Origin of the sequence: Streptomyces sp. NPDC005496, from assembly GCF_042872045.1 — a bacterium.
In the GTDB taxonomy this organism is placed as follows: domain Bacteria; phylum Actinomycetota; class Actinomycetes; order Streptomycetales; family Streptomycetaceae; genus Streptomyces.
Genome location: NZ_JBIAJQ010000015.1, coordinates 65,365 through 84,550, shown reverse-complemented (window position 1 = coordinate 84,550; position 19,186 = coordinate 65,365). Strand labels below are relative to the sequence as shown.

The following is a 19,186-nucleotide window of genomic DNA, read 5'->3' as shown; positions in this document are numbered from 1 at the left end:
CCCTCCCCACGCTCCCCAGGAACGAGGTATGTCATGCCTACGTCACACCCGAGCCGGCGGACCGTGCTCGCCGGGACCGCCGCCGCAGCCCTCACCGCCGTCCCCGGCGCCCCCGCCCTCGCGGCCCAGGCACGAGAAGCAGGGGCGGCCCCCTACCGCTGGCGCAACGTCGTCATCGGCGGCACCGGTTTCGTCACCGGAGTCCTCTTCCACCCCACCGTGCGCGGCCTCGCCTACGCCCGCACGGACATCGGCGGCGCCTACCGCTGGGAGCAGCGCACCGCCCGCTGGACCCCGCTCACCGACCACCTCGGCTGGGACGACTGGAACCTCCTCGGCGTCGAGGCCGTCGCCGTCGACGCCGCGCACCCGGACCGGCTCTACCTGGCGCTCGGCACGTACGCCCAGTCATGGGCCGGACCCGGTGCCGTCCTGCGCTCCGAGGACCGCGGCGCCACCTGGACCCGCACCGGCCTCGACGTCCGGCTCGGCGCCAACGAGGACGGTCGCGGCGCGGGCGAGCGGCTCCTCGTCGACCCGCGCGACAGCGACACCCTCTGGCTCGGCACCCGCCACGACGGACTCCTCAAGTCGACCGACCGCGGTGCCAGTTGGGCACCCGTGAAAGCCTTTCCCGCCGAGGCGAGCGCCACCGGTCAGGGCGTCACCCTGATCGTCGCGGCCGGCCGCACCCTCTACGCGGGCTGGGGCGACGGCGACGGCACCGCCGGCTCGGCGAACCTGTACCGCACGGCCGACGGCACCACCTGGGAGGCCGTCCCGGGACAGCCCTCCGGCACCTCGGCCAAGGTCCCGGTCCGCGCCGCGTACGACGCGCACACCCGCGAGCTGTACGTCACCTACGCCGACGCACCCGGGCCCAACGGCCAGAGCGACGGCAGCGTGCACAAGCTGCGCACCGCGCACGGGACCTGGACCGACGTCACACCCGTACGGCCTTCCGGCGGCGGGGGAGGAGAACCGGCCGACACCTTCGGCTACGGCGGGGTGGCCGTCGATGCGCGCCGCCCCGGCACCGCCGTCGTCTCCACCAACAACCGCTGGGCGGCCGTCGACACCCTCTTCCGCACCACCGACGGCGGCCGCACCTGGACGTCCCTCAAGGACACCGCCGTCCTCGACGTCACCGAGACCCCCTATCTCAACTGGGGTGAGGAGAAGCCCAAGTTCGGCTGGTGGATCCAGACGGTCGCCGTCGACCCCCACGACTCGCGGCACATCGCCTACGGGACCGGCGCGACCGTCTACGGCACCCGCGACCTCACCCACTGGTCGCCGTGGATCCGCGGCCTTGAGGAGACGGCCGTACGCCTGCTGATCTCGCCCCCGGCCGGCCGGGCGCACCTGATCAGCGGCCTCGGGGACATCGGTGTGATGTACCACGAGCGGCTGACCGCCTCCCCGTCGCGGGGGATGGCCGCGAACCCCGTCTTCGGCTCGGCGACCGGCCTCGCGCAGGCCGCGGCCAGACCGTCGTACGTCGTCCGCACCGGCTGGGGCGACCACGGCAACGGCGCGTACTCGCACGACGGCGGGCGCACCTGGACGCCCTTCGCCGCCCAGCCGGCCGTCGCGAAGGACGCGCCGGGTCCGATCGCCGCCGGCGCGGACGGTTCGGTCCTGCTGTGGTCGTTCGTGCACTGGGACGGCACGAGGTACGCCGCCCACCGCTCGGTGGACGGCGGCGCGACCTGGACCGAGGTCACCTCCTTCCCCAAGGGCGCGACGCCGGTCGCCGACCCGGTCGACCCGGCGCTGTTCTACGCGTACGACACCGGCACCGGGACGCTGTACGCCAGCACCGACGGCGGCGCCTCCTTCGCGGCCCGCGCGGACGGACTTCCCCTCGGCGACAGCCAGTTCAGGCTGGCCGCGGCCCCGGGAAGGACCGGCGACCTGTGGCTCTCCGCCAAGGGCGAGGGCCTGCACCGGTCCACCGACGGGGGCGCGGGCTTCGCCAGGGTCGGCAGCTGCCGGTCCTCGTACACGCTCGGCTTCGGTCGTGCGGCCCGGGGCGCCGGCTATCCCGCGCTCTACCAGGTCGGCTCGACGGGGACGGTCACCGCCGTCCTGCGGTCCGACGACGAGGCGAGGACCTGGGTGCGCATCGACGACGACGCCCACCGGTGGGGCTGGACCGGCGAGGTCGTCACCGGCGACCCCCGCATCCACGGCCGCGTCTACCTCGGCACCAACGGCCGGGGCATCCAGTACGGGGACCCGGCCTGATGCCCGCCCTCGACGACGCCACCCGCGGCCGCCTCCTCTTCGGCGGCGACTACAACCCCGAGCAGTGGCCCGAGGAGACGTGGCAGGAGGACGTACGGCTCATGAAGGACGCCGGCGTCAACTCCGTCACCGTGGGCGTCTTCTCCTGGGCCCGGCTCGAACCCCGGCCCGGCGCGCGGGAGTTCGGCTGGCTCGACCGGCTGATGGACCTGCTGCACGGGAACGGCGTCGGTGTCGTCCTCGCCACCCCGACCGCCGCCCCGCCCCCGTGGATGGGCAGGCTGCACCCCGAGACGCTGCCGCGCGACGAGAACGGGCAGACCGTCTGGTGGGGCTCGCGCCAGCAGTTCTCGCACTCCAGCCCCGTCTACCGCCGGTACGCCGCCGCCATCACCGAGGACCTCGCCGCCCGCTACGGCGGCCACCCCGCCCTCACCATGTGGCACATCAACAACGAGTACTGCACCCACGACTGGGGCGACGAGGCCGCCCGCGCCTTCCGCGACTGGCTGCGACGCCGGTACGGGACACTCGACGCCCTCAACACGGCCTGGGGCACCGCCTTCTGGAGCCAGCGCTACGACACCTGGGACGAGATCATCCCGCCGCGCCGCGCCCAGTACATGAACAACCCCACCCAGATGCTCGACTTCCGGCGCTTCACCTCCGACGCGCTCCTGGAGTGCTACCTCGCCGAACGCGACATCGTCGCCCGGCACACCCCGCACATCCCGGTCACCACCAACTTCATGCCCTTCTGGCAGGGGCAGGACGCCTGGGCGTGGGCGGCCGAGGAGGACGTCGTCTCCGTCGACGTCTACCCCGACCCCCGCGACCCCGACGGAGGCCAGTACTCCGCGCTGATCCACGACATGACCCGCTCGCAGGCCCGCGGCGGCCCCTGGATGGTCATGGAGCAGGCCGCGGGACCGGTCAACTGGCGCGGAGTGAACCACCCCAAGCCGCAAGGCCTGAACCGCCTGTGGTCCCTCCAGGCCGTGGCCCGCGGCGCCGACGCCGTCTGCTACTTCCAGTGGCGGCAGTCCCGGCAGGGCGCCGAGAAGTTCCACTCCGGCATGCTCGGTCACGCGGGTGAGCAGGGCCGCACCTTCCAGGAGGTCAAGCGGATCGGGGCGGAACTGGCCCGGCTGGGCGAGCGGGTGGCCGGCACCCGGGTGGAGGGAGCCGACATCGCGCTCCTGCTGGACTGGCACGCCTGGTGGGCGGGCCTCCAGGACGGCCGGCTCTCCACCGAGGTCGACCACCCGGCGGTCGTCCGCGCCTGGCACCGCGCCCTGTGGGAGGCGCACACCACGGTGTCCTTCGCCCACCCCGAGCACGACCTGTCCGCGTACCGACTCGTCGTCGTCCCCCAGCTCCACCTGCTGACGGACGCCGCGGCCGACAACCTCGTGGCGTACGTACGGGACGGCGGCACCCTCGTCTCCGGCTTCCTGACCGGCGTCGCGGACGAGGACGACCGGGTGCGCCCCGGCGGCATGGACGCCCGGCTGCGCGACCTCTTCGGCATCCGCACCCTGCACGAGTGGTGGCCGCTGGACGCCGGTGAGCACGTCGGCGTCGAGGGCTTCCGCGGCACCCTGTGGTCCGAGGAGATCGAGGCGGCCGACGCCGACGGCGTCACGCCGTACCGGGGCGGCGAACTGGACGGGCTCCCGGCCGTGCTGCGCAAGGGCCGCGCCTGGTACTTCTCCACGCTGCCCGAACCCGCGGCGCTGCGCGGCCTGCTGGCCGGGATCGCCGCCGACGCGGGGGTCCGGCCGCCGCTCGACGCGCTCCCCGACCGGGTCGAGGCCGTACGGCGCGGCGGGCTGCTGTTCCTGCTCCACCACGGACGGGACGCGGTCACCGTGCCCGTCCCCGGCCGCCACCGCGACCTGCTCACCGGCGAGCGCGTCACGGACGCCGTGGAACTGGGCCGCTACGGCGTGGCCGTGCTGGAGACGGCCGATGAGTGAGCCCGTGCACGGCACCTGGGAGCCGGCGCCCGCCGCCCGCTGGGAGGACGCCTTCCTGAGCGGCAACGGACGGCACGGCGTCATGGTGTCCGGCGCCCCGGACGACGAGCGGATCGTCGTCAACCACCACCGCCTGGTCCGGCCGAACGGCGACGAGCACACCCGGCCGCCCGCGCTGGCCGCGGCCCTTCCCGGGCTCCAGGACCGCCTGCTCGCCGGGGACACCACCGCGGGCGACGACTTCACCGACGGCCGGCCGCTCCGGTGGGTGCGGCCCTTCCACCCCGCCTTCCAGGTACGGCTGCGTGGGCCCGGCGCCCCGTGGACCTCCTACCGGCGGGAGGTCGACTTCACCACCGGCGTCGTGCGCACCGAGTGCGACGGCCGGCGCTGCGACGTCTTCGTCTCCCGCGCCGACGACGTGATCGTGCAGTACGTGCGCGGGCCGGGCCTCACCGCCGACGTCACGCTCGACCACCGGCTGCCGGGCGCCCCGCGGGACCTCGGGGTGGGACACGGCGCCGTCCTGACCCCCGAGGGCGCGCTCCTCACCCTGCGGGCCCGCTACCCCATGAGCGAGTGGGCCTACACGGGCGTGACCCTCGTGGTGGTCACCGGCGGGCGGACCGCGACCGCGCCGCCCGGCGTCCGGGTCACCGGGGCCCGCGCGGTCCTCCTGCTCACGCGGGTACGGCGGCACCCGGGGGAGCTGGACGTGCTCGACGAGGCCCGCGCCCTGCGCGCCCTGCTCCCGGACGGCGAGGAGGACGCGTACCGGTGCCTGCTGGAGCGGCACACCGCCCCGCACCGCGCCGCCTACCTGCGCGTGGGCCTTGACCTGGGGGCCGACCCGGCCGAACGCGCGCTGCCCGGTTCGGAGTTGCTGCGCCGGCCCGGAAGTCCCGCGCTCGCCGAACGGCTCTTCGCGGCCGGCCGGTACCACCTGCTGTCCGCCTCGGGCATGCTGCCGCCGCGGCTGACCGGGCTGTGGACCGGTGAGTGGGACACGGCCTGGTCGGGGGCGTTCACGACCGACGCCAACCTGAACCTCCAGACCGCCTCCGCCGCCGCGGCAGCGCTGCCCGAGGTCACCGAGGCCCACGCGGCGCTGGTGCACGGCCAGTGGGCGGACTGGCGCGACAACGCCCGCGCGATCCTCGGCACCCGCGGTGTCGTCGCCCCCGCCCACACCGACGGGGAGTCCGGGCACCTCTGCCACTTCAGCCGCGCCCATCCGCTGCACGTGTGGACGGCCGGCGCCGACTGGCTGTTGAAGCCCCTCGTGGACCACGACGAGACCCGCGGCGAACGCGACCCTCGGCTGGCCGCCGCCCTCGCCGAAGTCGCGGCGTTCTACGAGGACTTCCTCACCCGTACCGACGAGGAGGGCCGGCTCGTCGTCGTGCCGTCCTACTCGCCGGAGAACCGTCCCGCGAACTCCGGTCCGGTCACCGTCAACGCCGCCATGGACCTCTCGGCGGCCCGCCACGCCCTGCTCACGGCCGCCGACTACCACCCCGGGCCCGACGCCGAGCGGTACCGCGCGCTCGCCCGGCGGCTGCCTCCCCACCACATCAATGCCGAGGGCGCGCTGGCGGAATGGGCCCACGAGGGGCTGCGGGACAGCTACGACCACCGGCACCTCAGCCACCTCTACGGGGTGTGGCCGCTGGATGAGATCAACCCCTGCGACACCCCGGACCTCGCCGCGGCGGCCCGCCGCGCCCTCGCCCTGCGCGGCGCCGAGAACGACTCCGCGCACGGCCATCTGCACCACGCCCTGGTGGCGGCCCGGCTGTGCGACGGCGAGCGGGTGGCGGGCGCCCTCGGCGCCGTGCTGGCCGGCGACTACTTCCACGCCTCCCTGATGAGCGGCCACTACCCGCACCGCCACGTCTACAACGCGGACGCCGCCCACGCCCTCCCGGCCGTGCTCATCGAGATGCTCGTCCACTCCACACCCGGACGGCTCGTCCTCTTCCCCGCGCTCCCCACGGCGTACCCGACGGGCCGTCTGCACGGCGTCCGTACCCGCTTCGGCGCCGAGGTCGACCTCGACTGGGCCCCCGGCCGCCGTACGGCCGTCGTCCGCCCCACCCGCACCGCACGCGTCGAACTCAGGACTCCCTCCGGGGCGCGGACGCTCCGCCTGCGCGCCGGAGAGGACCGCGTCCTCACCCTGGGGCCGCGGTAGACCCACCGCACCACCGAAACCTCCCCCCACCCATGGAAGGGACACCATGGCATCACGTACCCCGCGCCGGATCGCCGAGGCGCTGCTGGCGCCCGCGCTCGCCCTCGGCGCCACCGTCGGCCTCGCCTCGGCCCCCGCCCAGGCCGCCGTCTGGAGCTCCTGCGACCAGTGGGGCAACACCTCGCTGAACGGCTACACCCTCTACAACAACATCTGGGGCTCCGGCGCCGGTTCGCAGTGCGTCTGGGCCAACTCCGGCACCAACTGGGGCGTCAACGCCAACCACCCCGACACCGGCGGCATCAAGTCGTACCCCAACGCCAAGAAGGTGATCAACAAGCCGATCACCTCGCTCGGTTCACTGAGCAGCGGCTACAACGTCTCGGTCCCGTCGTCCGGCGCCTACAACACCTCGTACGACATCTGGGACACCGACCACGACTACGAGATCATGCTCTGGGTCAACTACAACGGCGCCGTCGGCCCCCTCGGCACCTCGCAGGGCGACGTCACCCTCGGCGGCCACACCTGGACCGTCTACAAGGGCAGCAACGGCGCCAACGAGGTCTTCTCGTTCCTGCGCACCTCGGACTCGTCGTCGGGCACGGTGAACATCCTGCCGATCCTCAAGTGGATCAAGGACACCAAGCACTGGTTCGGGAACGAGACCATCGGTGACGTCCAGTTCGGCTACGAGATCACGTCCTCGTCCGGCGGTCTGAACTTCACCACCAACAACCTGACCGTCAGCAGCAGTTGACGCAGGCAGTGACGTGCGGCCGGTCCCTCCCCGGGGCCGGCCGCACGCGTCCGCGAGGGCTACGGCGCCACCGGCAGCCGGGCCCCGTCCCGCAGGAACAGCGGGATGCGGTCCAGCGGGGCGGCGACCGTCACCCGGGCACCGCCCGCGTACTCCTCGCCGGTCCACGCGTCCGTCCAGCGCGCGCCCGCCGGGAGGTACGCCGTGCGGACCGTCGCCCCCGCCGTCAGCACCGGCGCGACGAGCAGGTCGGCGCCGAACAGGTACGCGTCGTCCACCGACCAGGCGGCCTGGTCGTGCGGGAACTCCAGGAAGAGCGGGCGCATCACCGGCAGCCCCTCCTCATGGGCCTCCCGCATGACGTCCAGCACGTACGGCTTCAGCCGCTCACGCAGCCGCAGGTACTTCTCCATGATCGCGCCGGCCTCCTCGCCGTACGACCAGACCTCGTTGGGACCGCCGGTCATCTCCGGGCCGAGCGGCATCCCCGGGTCGCGGAAGCCGTGCAGCCGCATCAGCGGGGACAGCGCCCCGAACTGGAACCAGCGGACCATCACCTCGCGGTACGCCGGGTCGTCCGGGTCGCCGCCGTGGAAGCCGCCGATGTCGGTGTTCCACCACGGGATGCCGGACAGGGACGTGTTCAGGCCGGCCGCGATCTGGCGGCGCAGGGTGGCGAAGTCGGTGCCGATGTCGCCGGACCACAGGGCGGCGCCGTAGCGCTGACTGCCCGCCCACGCCGAGCGGTTGAGGGTGACGATCTCGCTCTCCCCGGCGGCGGTCATGCCCTCGTGGAAGGTGCGGGCGTTCTCGCGCGGGTACAGGTTGCCGACCTCCAGGCCCGGGCCCGCGTGATAGCGCAGGTTCTCCTGGAACCCGGGTTTCAGCTCCGGCTCGCAGGCGTCCAGCCAGAACGACCTGATGCCGTACGGCTCCAGGTAGTGGTCGCGGATCTTCGACCAGACGAAGTCGCGGGCCTCGGGGTTCGTCGCGTCGTAGAAGGCGACCTGGACCGTGGAGGCGACCCCCTTGTCGGGCCAGTCGGCGTGCGCCGTCGGGCCGTACTCGGTGCCGATGAAGTAGCCGCGCTGCTCCATCGGCCGGTGGTTCTCGGACAGCGGCGAGACCGACGGCCACACGCTCACCACCAGCTCCACGCCCAGCTCGGCCAGCTCCCGTCGCATCGCGGCCGGGTCGGGCCACTCCACCGGGTCGAACTTCCACTCGCCCAGGTGCGTCCAGTGGAAGAAGTCGCAGACGATGACGTCCAGCGGCAGGCCCCGGCGCCTGTACTCCCGTGCCACCGCGAGCAGTTCGTCCTGGGTGCGGTAGCGCAGCTTGCACTGCCAGAAGCCGGTCGCCCACGCGGGCAGCATCGGCGTCCGGCCGGTCACCGCGCTGTAGCGGCGCTGCGCGTCGGCCGGATCGCCCGCCGTGATCCAGTAGTCGAGCTGGCGGGCGGAGTCGGCCACCCAGCGCGTGCCGTTGCCGGCCAGCTCGACGCGGCCGATCGCCGGGTTGTTCCACAGGAGGGTGTAGCCGCGGCTGGAGGTGAGGACCGGGATGGTCACCTCGGCGTTGCGCTGCACCAGGTCGAGGACCGCGCCCTTCTGGTCCAGCAACCCGTGCTGGTGCTGTCCGAGGCCGTACAGCTTCTCGCCGTCGTACGCGGCGAACCGCTGCTCCAGGCGGTGGTGGCCGTTCCCGGTCGGGGTGTAGAGGCGCGGGCCCGGCCACCAGAAGTGCGCGCGCTCCTCGGCGAGGAGTTCCGCGCCGTCCTCGGTGCGCACGAAGCGGAGCATCCCCTCGGCGTCGGCCTCGACGGTGAGCGCGCCGACCGTCAGCCGGCCCTGCCCGCCCTCGATCTTGACGGTGCCGGCGGCGGCCGGCGGCTCGTCCAGCAGCGCGCCCGGCAGGTCCGGCAGGACCGGGCCGCCGAGTCGGGCGCGGACCCGGACGGCGTCGGGACCCCAGGGTTCGACGCGCACGGTCTCCTGGCGGCCGCTCCACTCCAGCGCGCCGTCCCGTTCGCGGAACGTGCCGACCGTGGGCGAGGACTGGGCGAGGCTGACCGCCCCCTGCTGGGGCGTGTTCTGGGCGGGCTGGTTCACGAGGGGTGCTCCCGGGATGAGGAGTGGCGACAGGACCCTGCACGGCTGTGGCGCGCCGGGGCGAGGCGGAGGTGCCCTCGGCGGCCCCGGGGCGGAGGTCGCCGAGGTGTCGTGGTGGCGGTGGGGTCAGGAGGCGGCGGGGCCCGTGCTCGCCCGCACGGTCAGCTCCGGCGCGAGCAGGACGACGTCGTCCTCGCCGTGCCCGTCGAGCTTGGCGATCAGCTGCTCGACGGCCCGCCGGCCCATCTCCTGCGCCGGGATGGCGACCGAGGTCAGCCGCACGGACGCCTGGGTGGCGACCTGGTCCGGGCAGATCGCGATCACGGACACGTCCTCGGGCACGGCGCGGCCCTGCCGGCGCAGCAGCGCGAGCAGCGGTTCGACCGCGGACTCGTTCTGCACGACGAAGCCCGTGGTGCCGGGGCGTTCGTCGAAGAGCCGGGCGAGGGTCACGGCCATCGCGTCGTACCCGCCCTCGCAGGGGCGGTGCAGCACCCGCAGGCCCAACTCCCGCGAGCGGGACCGGAGTCCGTCGAGCGTGCGCTCGGCGAAGCCCGTGTGCCGCTCGTAGACGGCGGGTGCCTCGCCGATGACAGCGATGTCACGGTGGCCGAGCTTCGCGAGGTGCTCGGCGCAGAGGGCGCCCGTCGCGCCGAAGTCGAGGTCGACGCAGGTCAGTCCGGTGGTGTCGGCGGGCAGACCGATGAGCACGGCCGGCCGGTCGCTCTCGCGCAGCAACGGCAGCCGCTCGTCGTCGAGTTCGACGTCCATCAGGATCATGGCGTCGGCGAGCCCGCTGCCGGTGACCCGGCGCATGGCGTCCGGGCCCTCCTCGCCGGTGAGCAGCAGGACGTCGTACCCGTGCGTGCGGGCCGTGGTCGCCACCGCGATGGCGATCTCCATCATCACGGGTACGTACATGTCCGTGCGGAGCGGGATCATCAGCGCGATGATGTTGGACCGGCTGCTCGCCAGGGCCCGGGCGCCCGCGTTCGGGTGGTAGCCGAGCTCCTGGATGCTCCGCTCGACCCGCTGCCGGGTGCCCGCGGAGATGGACCGCTTGCCGCTGAGGACATAGCTCACCGTGCTCGCCGAGACTCCGGCGTGCTGGGCGACCTCGGCGAGGGTGACCATCCAGCTCTCCAAGCATTGTGTGAAGCGCTTCGACAGCGCGTGCTGCGGGCAACGGCGAGTGAGGGTGGCACGACAGTAGCCCGACGGGGGATGGGTGTCCATAGGTTGTCGAAGCGCTTCGACTCGTTTTTGGGGCCGCGCCCCCACCGCGCGCTGCCCGGCGTCCCGCGCGCCCGCGTACGGCACTCCCGGACGTCCGACGCGAGCCCGCGTACGGGCCCGCTCCCGGACATCCCGTCGCGCCCCGCGCGCGGCAGTCTCCGTACGTCTCGCCGCCCCCGCGCAACGGTCTCCCGGACGACGCCCCGCCGGACCGGGCGGCGGCCTCGGCCGCGTACGTCGGGCGCCGGAGGGCGTGCCCCAGACGGTCCCCCGGCAAGGAGCCCCGACGCAACACCCCGCCCCCCTTCTCCCGGACCGGCCGGCGCCCCCTGGGGGCGGACGCGCATTGGGCCGAACGCTGCGCCAGGACTGGTGGGGCCGGTGCGGATCGGGTACATACGATCGGGTAGCACCGGTCGGTAACGAACAGCCCCAAGATCCCTATTCGCGGCGAGGTGAGCCTCTTGTCCGCAACACCCCACCAGCCCACAGTCACCGAACGTGAGGCCCGACAGGTCGCGGAGGCCGCGCGCGAACAGGACTGGCGCAAGCCCAGCTTCGCCAAGGAACTGTTCCTCGGCCGCTTCCGGCTCGATCTGATCCATCCGCATCCCATGCCGTCCGACGAGGCGGCACAGCGCGGCGAGGAGTTCCTCGCCAAACTGCGCGACTTCTGCGAGACGAAGATCGACTCGGCCCGGATCGAGCGGGAGGCGCAGATCCCCGACGAGGTCATCAACGGGCTCAAGGAGCTCGGCGCCCTCGGCATGAAGATCGACACCAAGTACGGGGGCCTCGGCCTCACGCAGGTCTACTACAACAAGGCGCTCGCCCTGGTCGGCTCCGCGAGCCCCGCCATCGGAGCCCTGCTGTCCGCGCACCAGTCCATCGGCGTACCGCAGCCGCTGAAGATCTTCGGCACCCAGGAGCAGAAGGACGCGTTCCTGCCGCGCTGCGCGCGCACGGACATCACCGCGTTCCTCCTCACCGAGCCCGACGTCGGCTCCGACCCGGCCCGGCTGGCCACGACGGCCGTCCCGGACGGGGACGACTACGTCCTGGACGGCGTGAAGCTCTGGACGACCAACGGCGTCGTCGCGGACCTGCTCGTCGTGATGGCACGCGTCCCGAAGTCGGAGGGCCACAAGGGCGGCATCACCGCGTTCGTCGTGGAGGCCGCGTCCGAGGGCGTCACCGTCGAGCACCGCAACGCCTTCATGGGGCTGCGCGGACTGGAGAACGGTGTGACCCGCTTCCACGGGGTCCGGGTGCCGGCCGCGAACCGGATCGGTCCCGAGGGGGCCGGCCTGAAGATCGCCCTGACCACGCTCAACACCGGGCGGCTGTCGCTGCCCGCCATGTGCGTGGGCGCCGGCAAGTGGTGTCTGAAGATCGCCCGCGAGTGGTCGGCGGCTCGCGAGCAGTGGGGCAAGCCGGTCGCGTTCCACGAGGCGGTCGGGGCGAAGATCTCCTTCATCGCGGCGACGACGTTCGCCTTGGAGGCGGTCCTCGACCTGTCGTCCCAGATGGCCGACGAGGACCGCAACGACATCCGCATCGAGGCCGCCCTCGCCAAGCTGTACGGCTCGGAGATGGCCTGCCTGATGGCCGACGAGCTGGTCCAGATCCGCGGCGGCCGCGGCTTCGAGACCGCCGAGTCGCTGGCTGCCCGCGGCGAACGCGCGGTCCCCGCCGAGCAGATCCTGCGCGACCTGCGCATCAACCGCATCTTCGAGGGCTCCACGGAGATCATGCACCTGCTGATCGCCCGTGAGGCGGTCGACGCCCACCTGAAGGTCGCCGGGGACCTGATCGACCCCGACAAGTCCCTGTCCGACAAGGCGAAGGCGGGCGCGGGCGCGGGCGTCTTCTACGCCAAGTGGCTGCCCAAGCTCGTCGCGGGACCGGGACAACTGCCGAACTCCTACAGCGAGTTCAAGCGCGAGGTCGACCTCTCCGGGCACCTGCGCTATGTCGAGCGAACGGCCCGCAAGCTCGCCCGCTCCACCTTCTACGCCATGTCCCGCTGGCAGGGGCGCATGGAGACCAAGCAGGGCTTCCTCGGCCGGATCGTCGACATCGGCGCCGAGCTCTTCGCGATGAGCGCGGCCTGCGTGCGCGCCGAACTCCTGCGCACCACCGAGGACCACGGCCGGGAGGCCTACCAGCTGGCCGACGTCTTCTGCCGCCAGTCCCGCATCCGCGTCGAGGAACTCTTCGGGCGCCTCTGGAACAACACCGACGATCTCGACCACACCGTGGTCAAGGGCGTCCTCTCCGGCACGTACGAGTGGCTGGAGCACGGCGTCGTCGACCCCTCGGGCGAAGGCCCGTGGATCGCGGACGCGAGTCCGGGTCCGAGCCGGCACAAGAACGTCCACCGCCCCATCCGCTGACCCCCGCCCCCCGAGCCGCGTCAGTCCCCTCCGCCGTTCCCCCGCCCGCCCGTCGGGGAGCGGGACGGCGGACGGGCGCGGACGCGGGCGCCGGGGCCGGCTCAGCAGTACTTGTAGCCCGCGCCGCGCGAGGACCAGGAGCACGAGTCGACCCGCGTGCCGCTCGCCTTGGAGAGCCGGGCCGTGTCGCCGGTGTTGTTCCACACGTACCAGGAACGCCCCCAGTACTTGTCGTACGCGTTGTTCGTACCGGACCCGGTGTGGACCTTCTTGCTGTGCCCCGCGCCGACCTTCACGTCGCCGAAGGTGTAGGTGTAGCCGGTCTCGTCCTTGAGCGTCCAGTTCTTCAGGGAGACCGCGGATGAGGTGGTGTTCTTGATCCGGACCCACTCGGCGTTCAGCGACGAGTTCGAGCCGCCGTCCGAGCCGGGGCTGTCGTAGTACACCTCGTAGATGAAGACACTGCCGGCCGCGTGGGCCGGAGTGGTGGCGAGGAACGTGCCGGTCAGAGCCATGGCGCCGACGAGCGCGGGCAGGACAGCGCGAACGCGCATGAGGACCCCCAGGGTGGTTTTCCGGCCGGTCGTCCACCGGCCAGGGGAGCAGTGTGCTCATGCGATGGGCGTACCGTCCGCCGAAAGGCCGTTGTCACCCCATCCGGTCCCCAGGAGTGCTAAAAGGACCAGGAGTGGGGACGCCCTGTCCTGCCGGACGCGCGTTGCGGCAACAATGGGGGGATGAGCGACAGTCCAGTCCCCCTCGCTGATCCGCATCTCGTTTTCGACCCCGTGGACGGGGTCCGGGATGTCGTGATCCTCGGATCCACCGGCTCGATCGGCACCCAGGCCATCGACCTCGTGCTGCGCAATCCCGGCCGCTTCCGGGTCACCGCGCTCTCCGCCGCCGGCGGGAGGGTCGGACTGCTCGCGGAGCAGGCCCACCGCCTGCGCGTCGGCACGGTCGCCGTAGCCCGCGAGGACGTCGTCCCGGCGCTGCGCGAGGCGCTGTCGGCACAGTTCGGAGCGGGGGAGCGGATCCCCGAGATCCTCGCGGGACCCGACGCGGCCACCCGGGTCGCCGCCTCCGACTGCCACACCGTGCTCAACGGCATCACCGGCTCCATCGGCCTCGCGCCGACCCTGGCCGCCCTGGAGGCCGGCCGCACCCTGGCGCTGGCCAACAAGGAGTCGCTCATCGTCGGCGGCCCGCTGGTGAAGGCCCTGGCCAAACCGGGGCAGATCATCCCCGTCGACTCCGAGCACGCGGCCCTGTTCCAGGCGCTCGCCGGCGGCACCCGGGCCGACGTGCGCAAACTCGTCGTGACCGCCTCCGGTGGCCCGTTCCGGGGGCGTACGAAGTCCGAGCTGGCGGACGTGACCCCCGCGGACGCGCTGGCGCACCCCACCTGGGCCATGGGACCCGTCATCACGGTGAACTCCGCGACCCTCGTCAACAAGGGCCTGGAAGTCATCGAGGCGCACCTCCTCTACGACATTCCCTTCGAACGGATTGAGGTGGTGGTGCACCCGCAGTCGTATGTTCACTCGATGGTCGAGTTCACCGATGGATCCACGCTGGCCCAGGCGACGCCCCCCGACATGCGCGGGCCGATCGCCATCGGGCTCGGCTGGCCCGAGCGCGTCCCGGACGCGGCGCCCGCCTTCGACTGGACCAAGGCGTCGAACTGGGAGTTCTTCCCGCTCGACACCGAGGCCTTCCCGTCCGTGGGACTCGCCCGGCACGTGGGACAGCTCGCGGGCACGGCCCCGGCGGTGTTCAATGCCGCCAACGAGGAGTGCGTCGACGCGTTCCTGAACGGCGCGCTGCCGTTCAACGGGATCATGGAGACCGTCACGCGAGTGGTCGAGGAACACGGCACCCCGCGTACGGGAACTTCCCTGACCGTCGCGGACGTCCTCGAAGCGGAGACCTGGGCGCGCGCCCGGGCCCGTGAGCTGACCGAGACGACAGCGCACACGACCGCGGAGGCCCGTGCATGACGACCCTGATGATGATCCTCGGCATAGTCGTCTTCGCGGTCGGCCTGCTCATCTCGATCGCCTGGCACGAGCTGGGGCATCTGTCGACGGCCAAGCTCTTCGGCATCCGCGTGCCGCAGTACATGGTCGGTTTCGGCCCGACCGTCTGGTCGCGCAAGAAGGGCGAGACGGAGTACGGCGTCAAGGCCATCCCGCTCGGCGGCTACATCCGCATGATCGGGATGTTCCCGCCCGGCCCCGACGGCAAGATCGAGGCCCGCTCCACCTCCCCCTTCCGCGGCATGATCGAGGACGCCAGGTCGGCCGCGTTCGAGGAGCTCAAGCCGGGCGACGAGACCCGCCTCTTCTACACGCGCAAGCCGTGGAAGCGGGTCATCGTGATGTTCGCGGGCCCCTTCATGAACCTGATCCTCGCCGTCGCGATCTTCCTCGGCGTGATGATGACGTTCGGCATCAACACCCAGACCACCACCGTCGGCCGGGTCTCCGACTGCGTCATCCAGCAGAGCGAGAACCGCACGAAGTGCGAGAAGGGCGACCAGCCCGCGCCCGCCAAGGCCGCCGGACTCAAGCTCGGCGACAAGATCGTCGCGTTCGACGGCAAGCCGGTCGAGGACTGGTCGAGCCTGCAGTCCGACATCCGCGCCAACCCCGGCGAGGACGTCACGCTCACCGTCGACCGCAAGGGCGAGCGCCTCGACCTGACCGCCCACCTGATCAGGAACCAGGTCAGCAAGACCGACGGCAACGGCGGCTACGTCCAGGGCAAGTACGTCTACGCGGGCTTCCTCGGCTTCACGCCCGCCTCCGGGATCGTCGAGCAGTCCTTCGGCGAGTCCGTGGACCGCATGGGCGACATGATGCAGAACGGCGTCGAGTCGCTGATCTCGCTGCCCGGCAAGGTCCCCGCCCTGTGGGACGCGGCCTTCGGGGACGGCCCGCGCGAGGCGGACTCGCCCATGGGCGTGGTCGGCGCGGCCCGGGTCGGCGGTGACGTCTTCACCCTCGACATCCCGGCCTCCCAGCAGATCGCGATGATGCTGTTCCTGGTCGCCGGCTTCAACCTCTCCCTCTTCCTGTTCAACATGCTCCCGCTGCTGCCGCTCGACGGCGGGCACATCGCGGGCGCGCTGTGGGAGTCGCTGCGCAGGACCGCCGCGAAGGTGCTGCGCCGGCCCGACCCGGGCCCGTTCGACGTGGCGAAGCTGATGCCCGTCGCCTACGTGGTGGCCGGCATCTTCGTCTGCTTCACGCTCCTGGTGCTGATCGCGGACGTCGTCAACCCGGTGAGAATCTCCTGAGGCGAGTCGTTCACGATGGCCGGGCACGGTGTGTGCCCGGCCATCACCATTGAGTGGGTTTACGCCCGGGATGTGCTCCGCCGGGAGCCCGTGCCGTAATCTCGTTGCCTGGAGCCCACTGTCCCGGGACCTTGATCCATCACTTGGGGTTGCACAGCAGATGACTGCGATTTCTCTCGGTATGCCGTCCGTTCCGACCAAGCTCGCCGAGCGCCGGAAGAGCCGGCAGATCCAGGTCGGAACCGTGGCCGTGGGCGGAGACGCACCCGTCTCGGTGCAGTCGATGACGACGACGCGTACGTCGGACATCGGTGCCACGCTGCAGCAGATCGCGGAGCTGACCGCGTCGGGCTGCCAGATCGTGCGGGTCGCGTGTCCGACGCAGGACGACGCGGACGCGCTGGCGACGATCGCCCGCAAGTCGCAGATCCCGGTTATCGCGGACATCCACTTCCAGCCGAAGTACGTGTTCGCGGCGATCAATGCCGGCTGCGCGGCGGTGCGGGTCAACCCGGGGAACATCAAGCAGTTCGACGACCAGGTGAAGGAGATCGCGCGGGCCGCGAAGGACACGGGCACCCCGATCCGGATCGGCGTGAACGCGGGCTCGCTCGACAAGCGTCTGCTCCAGAAGTACGGCAAGGCGACGCCAGAGGCGCTCGTGGAGTCGGCGCTGTGGGAGGCGTCCCTCTTCGAGGAGCACGACTTCCGCGACATCAAGATCTCGGTCAAGCACAACGACCCCGTGGTCATGGTCAACGCCTACCGGCAGCTCGCCGCCGCCTGCGACTACCCCCTGCACCTCGGCGTGACCGAGGCCGGCCCCGCGTTCCAGGGCACCATCAAGTCGGCGGTCGCCTTCGGGGCGCTGCTGTCCGAGGGCATCGGCGACACCATCCGCGTCTCGCTGTCGGCCCCGCCGGCCGAGGAGGTCAAGGTCGGCCTCCAGATCCTGGAGTCCCTCAACCTCAAGCAGCGCGGCCTGGAGATCGTCTCCTGCCCGTCCTGCGGCCGTGCCCAGGTCGACGTCTACAAGCTGGCCGAGGAGGTCACGGCGGGCCTCACCGGCATGGAGGTCCCGCTGCGCGTCGCCGTCATGGGCTGCGTCGTCAACGGCCCCGGCGAGGCCCGCGAGGCCGACCTCGGCGTCGCCTCCGGCAACGGCAAGGGCCAGATCTTCGTCAAGGGCGAGGTCATCAAGACCGTGCCCGAGTCGAAGATCGTCGAGACCCTCATCGAAGAGGCGATGAAGCTCGCCGAGCAGATGGAGGCCGACGGCATCGCCTCCGGCGAGCCCTCCGTCTCGGTCGCGGGCTGACCACCCACCCCGCTCGCCCCACCCGTCCCACGCCCCGGGGGCCCACGCCCCCGGGCCCCGTTCCGCCCGGCACCGGGCAGCGCCCCGGGGCCGGGACACCGGGCGGCGCCGCACACCCGTGCCGGGTACAGTGCGGAGATCAGCAGACCGTATGGTGAGGCCCCCGCACGTGTTGACCCAGACCACCACCAGGGTCCTCGAACCGAGTGACCTGGACGCCGCGCTCGCCGTCCTCGACAGCGAGCCGGTGTCGAACGCCTTCGTGGCCTCCCGGGTCAAGGTCGCCGGCCTCGACCCCTGGCGCCTCGGCGGCGAGATGTGGGGCTGGTACGAGGACGGCATGCTGACCTCGCTCTGCTACGCGGGCGCCAACCTCGTCCCTATCTGCGCCACCCCGCGCGCCGTACGCGCCTTCGCCGACCGGGCCCGCCGCGCCGGCCGCCGCTGCTCCTCCATCGTCGGCCCCGCCGAACCCACCACCCAGCTGTGGCGTCTGCTGGAGCCCAACTGGGGCCCCGCCCGCGAGGTCCGCGCCAACCAGCCGCTGATGGTCACCGACCGCCTCCCCGACGACATCGCCCCCGATCCGTACGTCCGCCGCATCCGCAAGGACGAGATGGACACGATCATGCCGGCGTGCGTGGCGATGTTCACCGAGGAGGTCGGGGTCTCCCCGATGGCCGGCGACGGCGGGCTCCTCTACCAGGCCCGGGTCGCCGAACTCGTCGGCTCCGGACGCTCGTTCGCCCGCCTGGACGAGGACGGCAAGGTCGTCTTCAAGGCCGAGATCGGCGCCGCCACCGAGCACGCCTGCCAGATCCAGGGCGTCTGGGTCGCCCCCGAGTACCGGGGACGGGGATACGCCGCGCCCGGCATGGCGGCCGTGCTGCGTTTCGCCCTCGCCGACGTCGCCCCCGTCGTCAGCCTCTACGTCAACGACTTCAACACCGCCGCCCGGGCGACGTACCGGCGCGTGGGATTCCAGGAGGTCGGGGCCTTCATGAGTGTGCTGTTCTGACAGCCCGGGGCTGCCTGTAGTCTCCCCGGCATGCTGCGCTTTCCCGGTCAGGGTCCCCACAGCCCGGACGACGTGGTCATCGGTCCGCTGGATCTCGCCGCACGGGTCGACGAGGCGCTCGCCGTGCAGGCCCTCGCCTTCGGACTCGGCGCCGACGAGATCGCCGTACGACGGCAGATCGTGCTGCGGCACCTCGTCTACCCCGGAGCCCGCGCCCTCGGCGCCACCACCGCCGACGGACGGCTCGTCGGCTTCGTCTACGGCATGCCCAACGACCGCACCCACTGGTGGTCCACCGTCGTGGAGCCGTACCTGCGCGAACAGGGTCAGGACGGCTGGCTCGACAACTCCTTCGTGATCACCGAACTGCACGTCCACCCGGACCACCAGAACCGGGGCGTCGGCCGGGCCCTGATCACCACCATCACCGACGGCGCCGCCGAGCCCCGCTCCATCCTCTCCGCGATCGACACCGAGAGCCCCGCCCGCGGCCTCTACCGCTCGCTCGGCTACGAGGACCTGGCCCGCCGGGTCCTCTTCCCGAGCGCCCCGAAACCGTACGCGGTGATGGGCGCTCCGCTGCCGCTGCGGCACCGCTGAAAGGCGCAGGCCGGGCGTCGCCC

General features: G+C 72.2%; 13 protein-coding genes. 10 read left to right on the top strand and 3 right to left on the bottom strand.

From position 1 onward, the window contains the following. The first annotated feature begins 33 nt into the window (after positions 1 to 33). From ACFYQQ_RS35695 to ACFYQQ_RS35680, 4 genes are read left to right on the top strand one after another with little or no spacing between them, the layout of a single operon-like run. Positions 34 to 2,250, top strand: coding sequence for a 1,4-beta-glucanase (locus tag ACFYQQ_RS35695; RefSeq protein WP_388906696.1), 2,217 nt, complete (start codon positions 34 to 36; stop codon positions 2,248 to 2,250). Next, positions 2,250 to 4,229 (top strand): beta-galactosidase, encoded by a 1,980-nt coding sequence (locus ACFYQQ_RS35690; protein ID WP_355791362.1) that lies wholly within the window; start codon positions 2,250 to 2,252, stop codon positions 4,227 to 4,229. Before ACFYQQ_RS35695 ends, ACFYQQ_RS35690 begins: the two co-directional genes overlap by 1 nt. Continuing rightward, on the top strand, positions 4,222 to 6,423 hold the full coding sequence (locus tag ACFYQQ_RS35685; protein WP_388906693.1) for a glycoside hydrolase N-terminal domain-containing protein: 2,202 nt from the start codon (positions 4,222 to 4,224) through the stop codon (positions 6,421 to 6,423). The genes ACFYQQ_RS35690 and ACFYQQ_RS35685 overlap by 8 nt, the downstream gene beginning before the upstream one ends. A 46-nt stretch (positions 6,424 to 6,469) precedes the next feature. Further along, a complete protein-coding gene (locus ACFYQQ_RS35680) occupies positions 6,470 to 7,183 on the top strand; it encodes a hypothetical protein (RefSeq protein ID WP_355792265.1) in 714 nt (237 codons plus the stop codon). A 59-nt stretch (positions 7,184 to 7,242) separates the two neighbouring features. Here ACFYQQ_RS35680 and ACFYQQ_RS35675 read toward each other — a convergent pair whose 3' ends face one another. Both ACFYQQ_RS35675 and ACFYQQ_RS35670 read right to left on the bottom strand, forming a co-directional pair. After that, the gene (locus ACFYQQ_RS35675) at positions 7,243 to 9,294 is read right to left on the bottom strand and encodes a TIM-barrel domain-containing protein (protein WP_388906690.1); all 2,052 of its coding nucleotides are present in this window, start codon (positions 9,292 to 9,294) and stop codon (positions 7,243 to 7,245) included. 126 nt (positions 9,295 to 9,420) lie between these two features. Further along, the gene (locus tag ACFYQQ_RS35670; protein WP_355781487.1) at positions 9,421 to 10,428 is read right to left on the bottom strand and encodes a LacI family DNA-binding transcriptional regulator; all 1,008 of its coding nucleotides are present in this window, start codon (positions 10,426 to 10,428) and stop codon (positions 9,421 to 9,423) included. A gap of 557 nt (positions 10,429 to 10,985) precedes the next feature. Between ACFYQQ_RS35670 and ACFYQQ_RS35665 the strand changes: the two genes are divergently transcribed. Next, the gene (locus tag ACFYQQ_RS35665; RefSeq protein ID WP_355781490.1) at positions 10,986 to 12,926 is read left to right on the top strand and encodes an acyl-CoA dehydrogenase family protein; all 1,941 of its coding nucleotides are present in this window, start codon (positions 10,986 to 10,988) and stop codon (positions 12,924 to 12,926) included. A 101-nt stretch (positions 12,927 to 13,027) separates the two neighbouring features. Here ACFYQQ_RS35665 and ACFYQQ_RS35660 read toward each other — a convergent pair whose 3' ends face one another. Then, complete coding sequence (locus ACFYQQ_RS35660; protein WP_355781493.1) at positions 13,028 to 13,480, bottom strand: lamin tail domain-containing protein; 453 nt, start codon at positions 13,478 to 13,480, stop codon at positions 13,028 to 13,030. A gap of 183 nt (positions 13,481 to 13,663) precedes the next feature. Between ACFYQQ_RS35660 and dxr the strand changes: the two genes are divergently transcribed. The 5 genes from dxr to ACFYQQ_RS35635 all read left to right on the top strand — a co-directional run bounded on the left by dxr (position 13,664) and on the right by ACFYQQ_RS35635 (position 19,163). After that, a complete protein-coding gene (dxr, locus tag ACFYQQ_RS35655) occupies positions 13,664 to 14,926 on the top strand; it encodes a 1-deoxy-D-xylulose-5-phosphate reductoisomerase (protein WP_355781495.1) in 1,263 nt (420 codons plus the stop codon). Then, positions 14,923 to 16,227 carry a site-2 protease family protein gene (locus ACFYQQ_RS35650; RefSeq protein ID WP_355781498.1) on the top strand — a complete coding sequence of 435 codons (1,305 nt, stop codon included), beginning with the start codon at positions 14,923 to 14,925 and terminating at the stop codon, positions 16,225 to 16,227. Before dxr ends, ACFYQQ_RS35650 begins: the two co-directional genes overlap by 4 nt. Positions 16,228 to 16,387: 160 nt before the next feature. After that, positions 16,388 to 17,545 carry a flavodoxin-dependent (E)-4-hydroxy-3-methylbut-2-enyl-diphosphate synthase gene (gene ispG / locus ACFYQQ_RS35645; RefSeq protein WP_095852303.1) on the top strand — a complete coding sequence of 386 codons (1,158 nt, stop codon included), beginning with the start codon at positions 16,388 to 16,390 and terminating at the stop codon, positions 17,543 to 17,545. Between the two features lie 169 nt (positions 17,546 to 17,714). Next, positions 17,715 to 18,563 (top strand): GNAT family N-acetyltransferase, encoded by an 849-nt coding sequence (locus ACFYQQ_RS35640; RefSeq protein ID WP_355790827.1) that lies wholly within the window; start codon positions 17,715 to 17,717, stop codon positions 18,561 to 18,563. A gap of 30 nt (positions 18,564 to 18,593) precedes the next feature. Next, positions 18,594 to 19,163, top strand: a complete 570-nt coding sequence (locus tag ACFYQQ_RS35635) for a GNAT family N-acetyltransferase (RefSeq protein WP_355790830.1) — start codon at positions 18,594 to 18,596, stop codon at positions 19,161 to 19,163. Positions 19,164 to 19,186 lie beyond the last annotated feature (23 nt).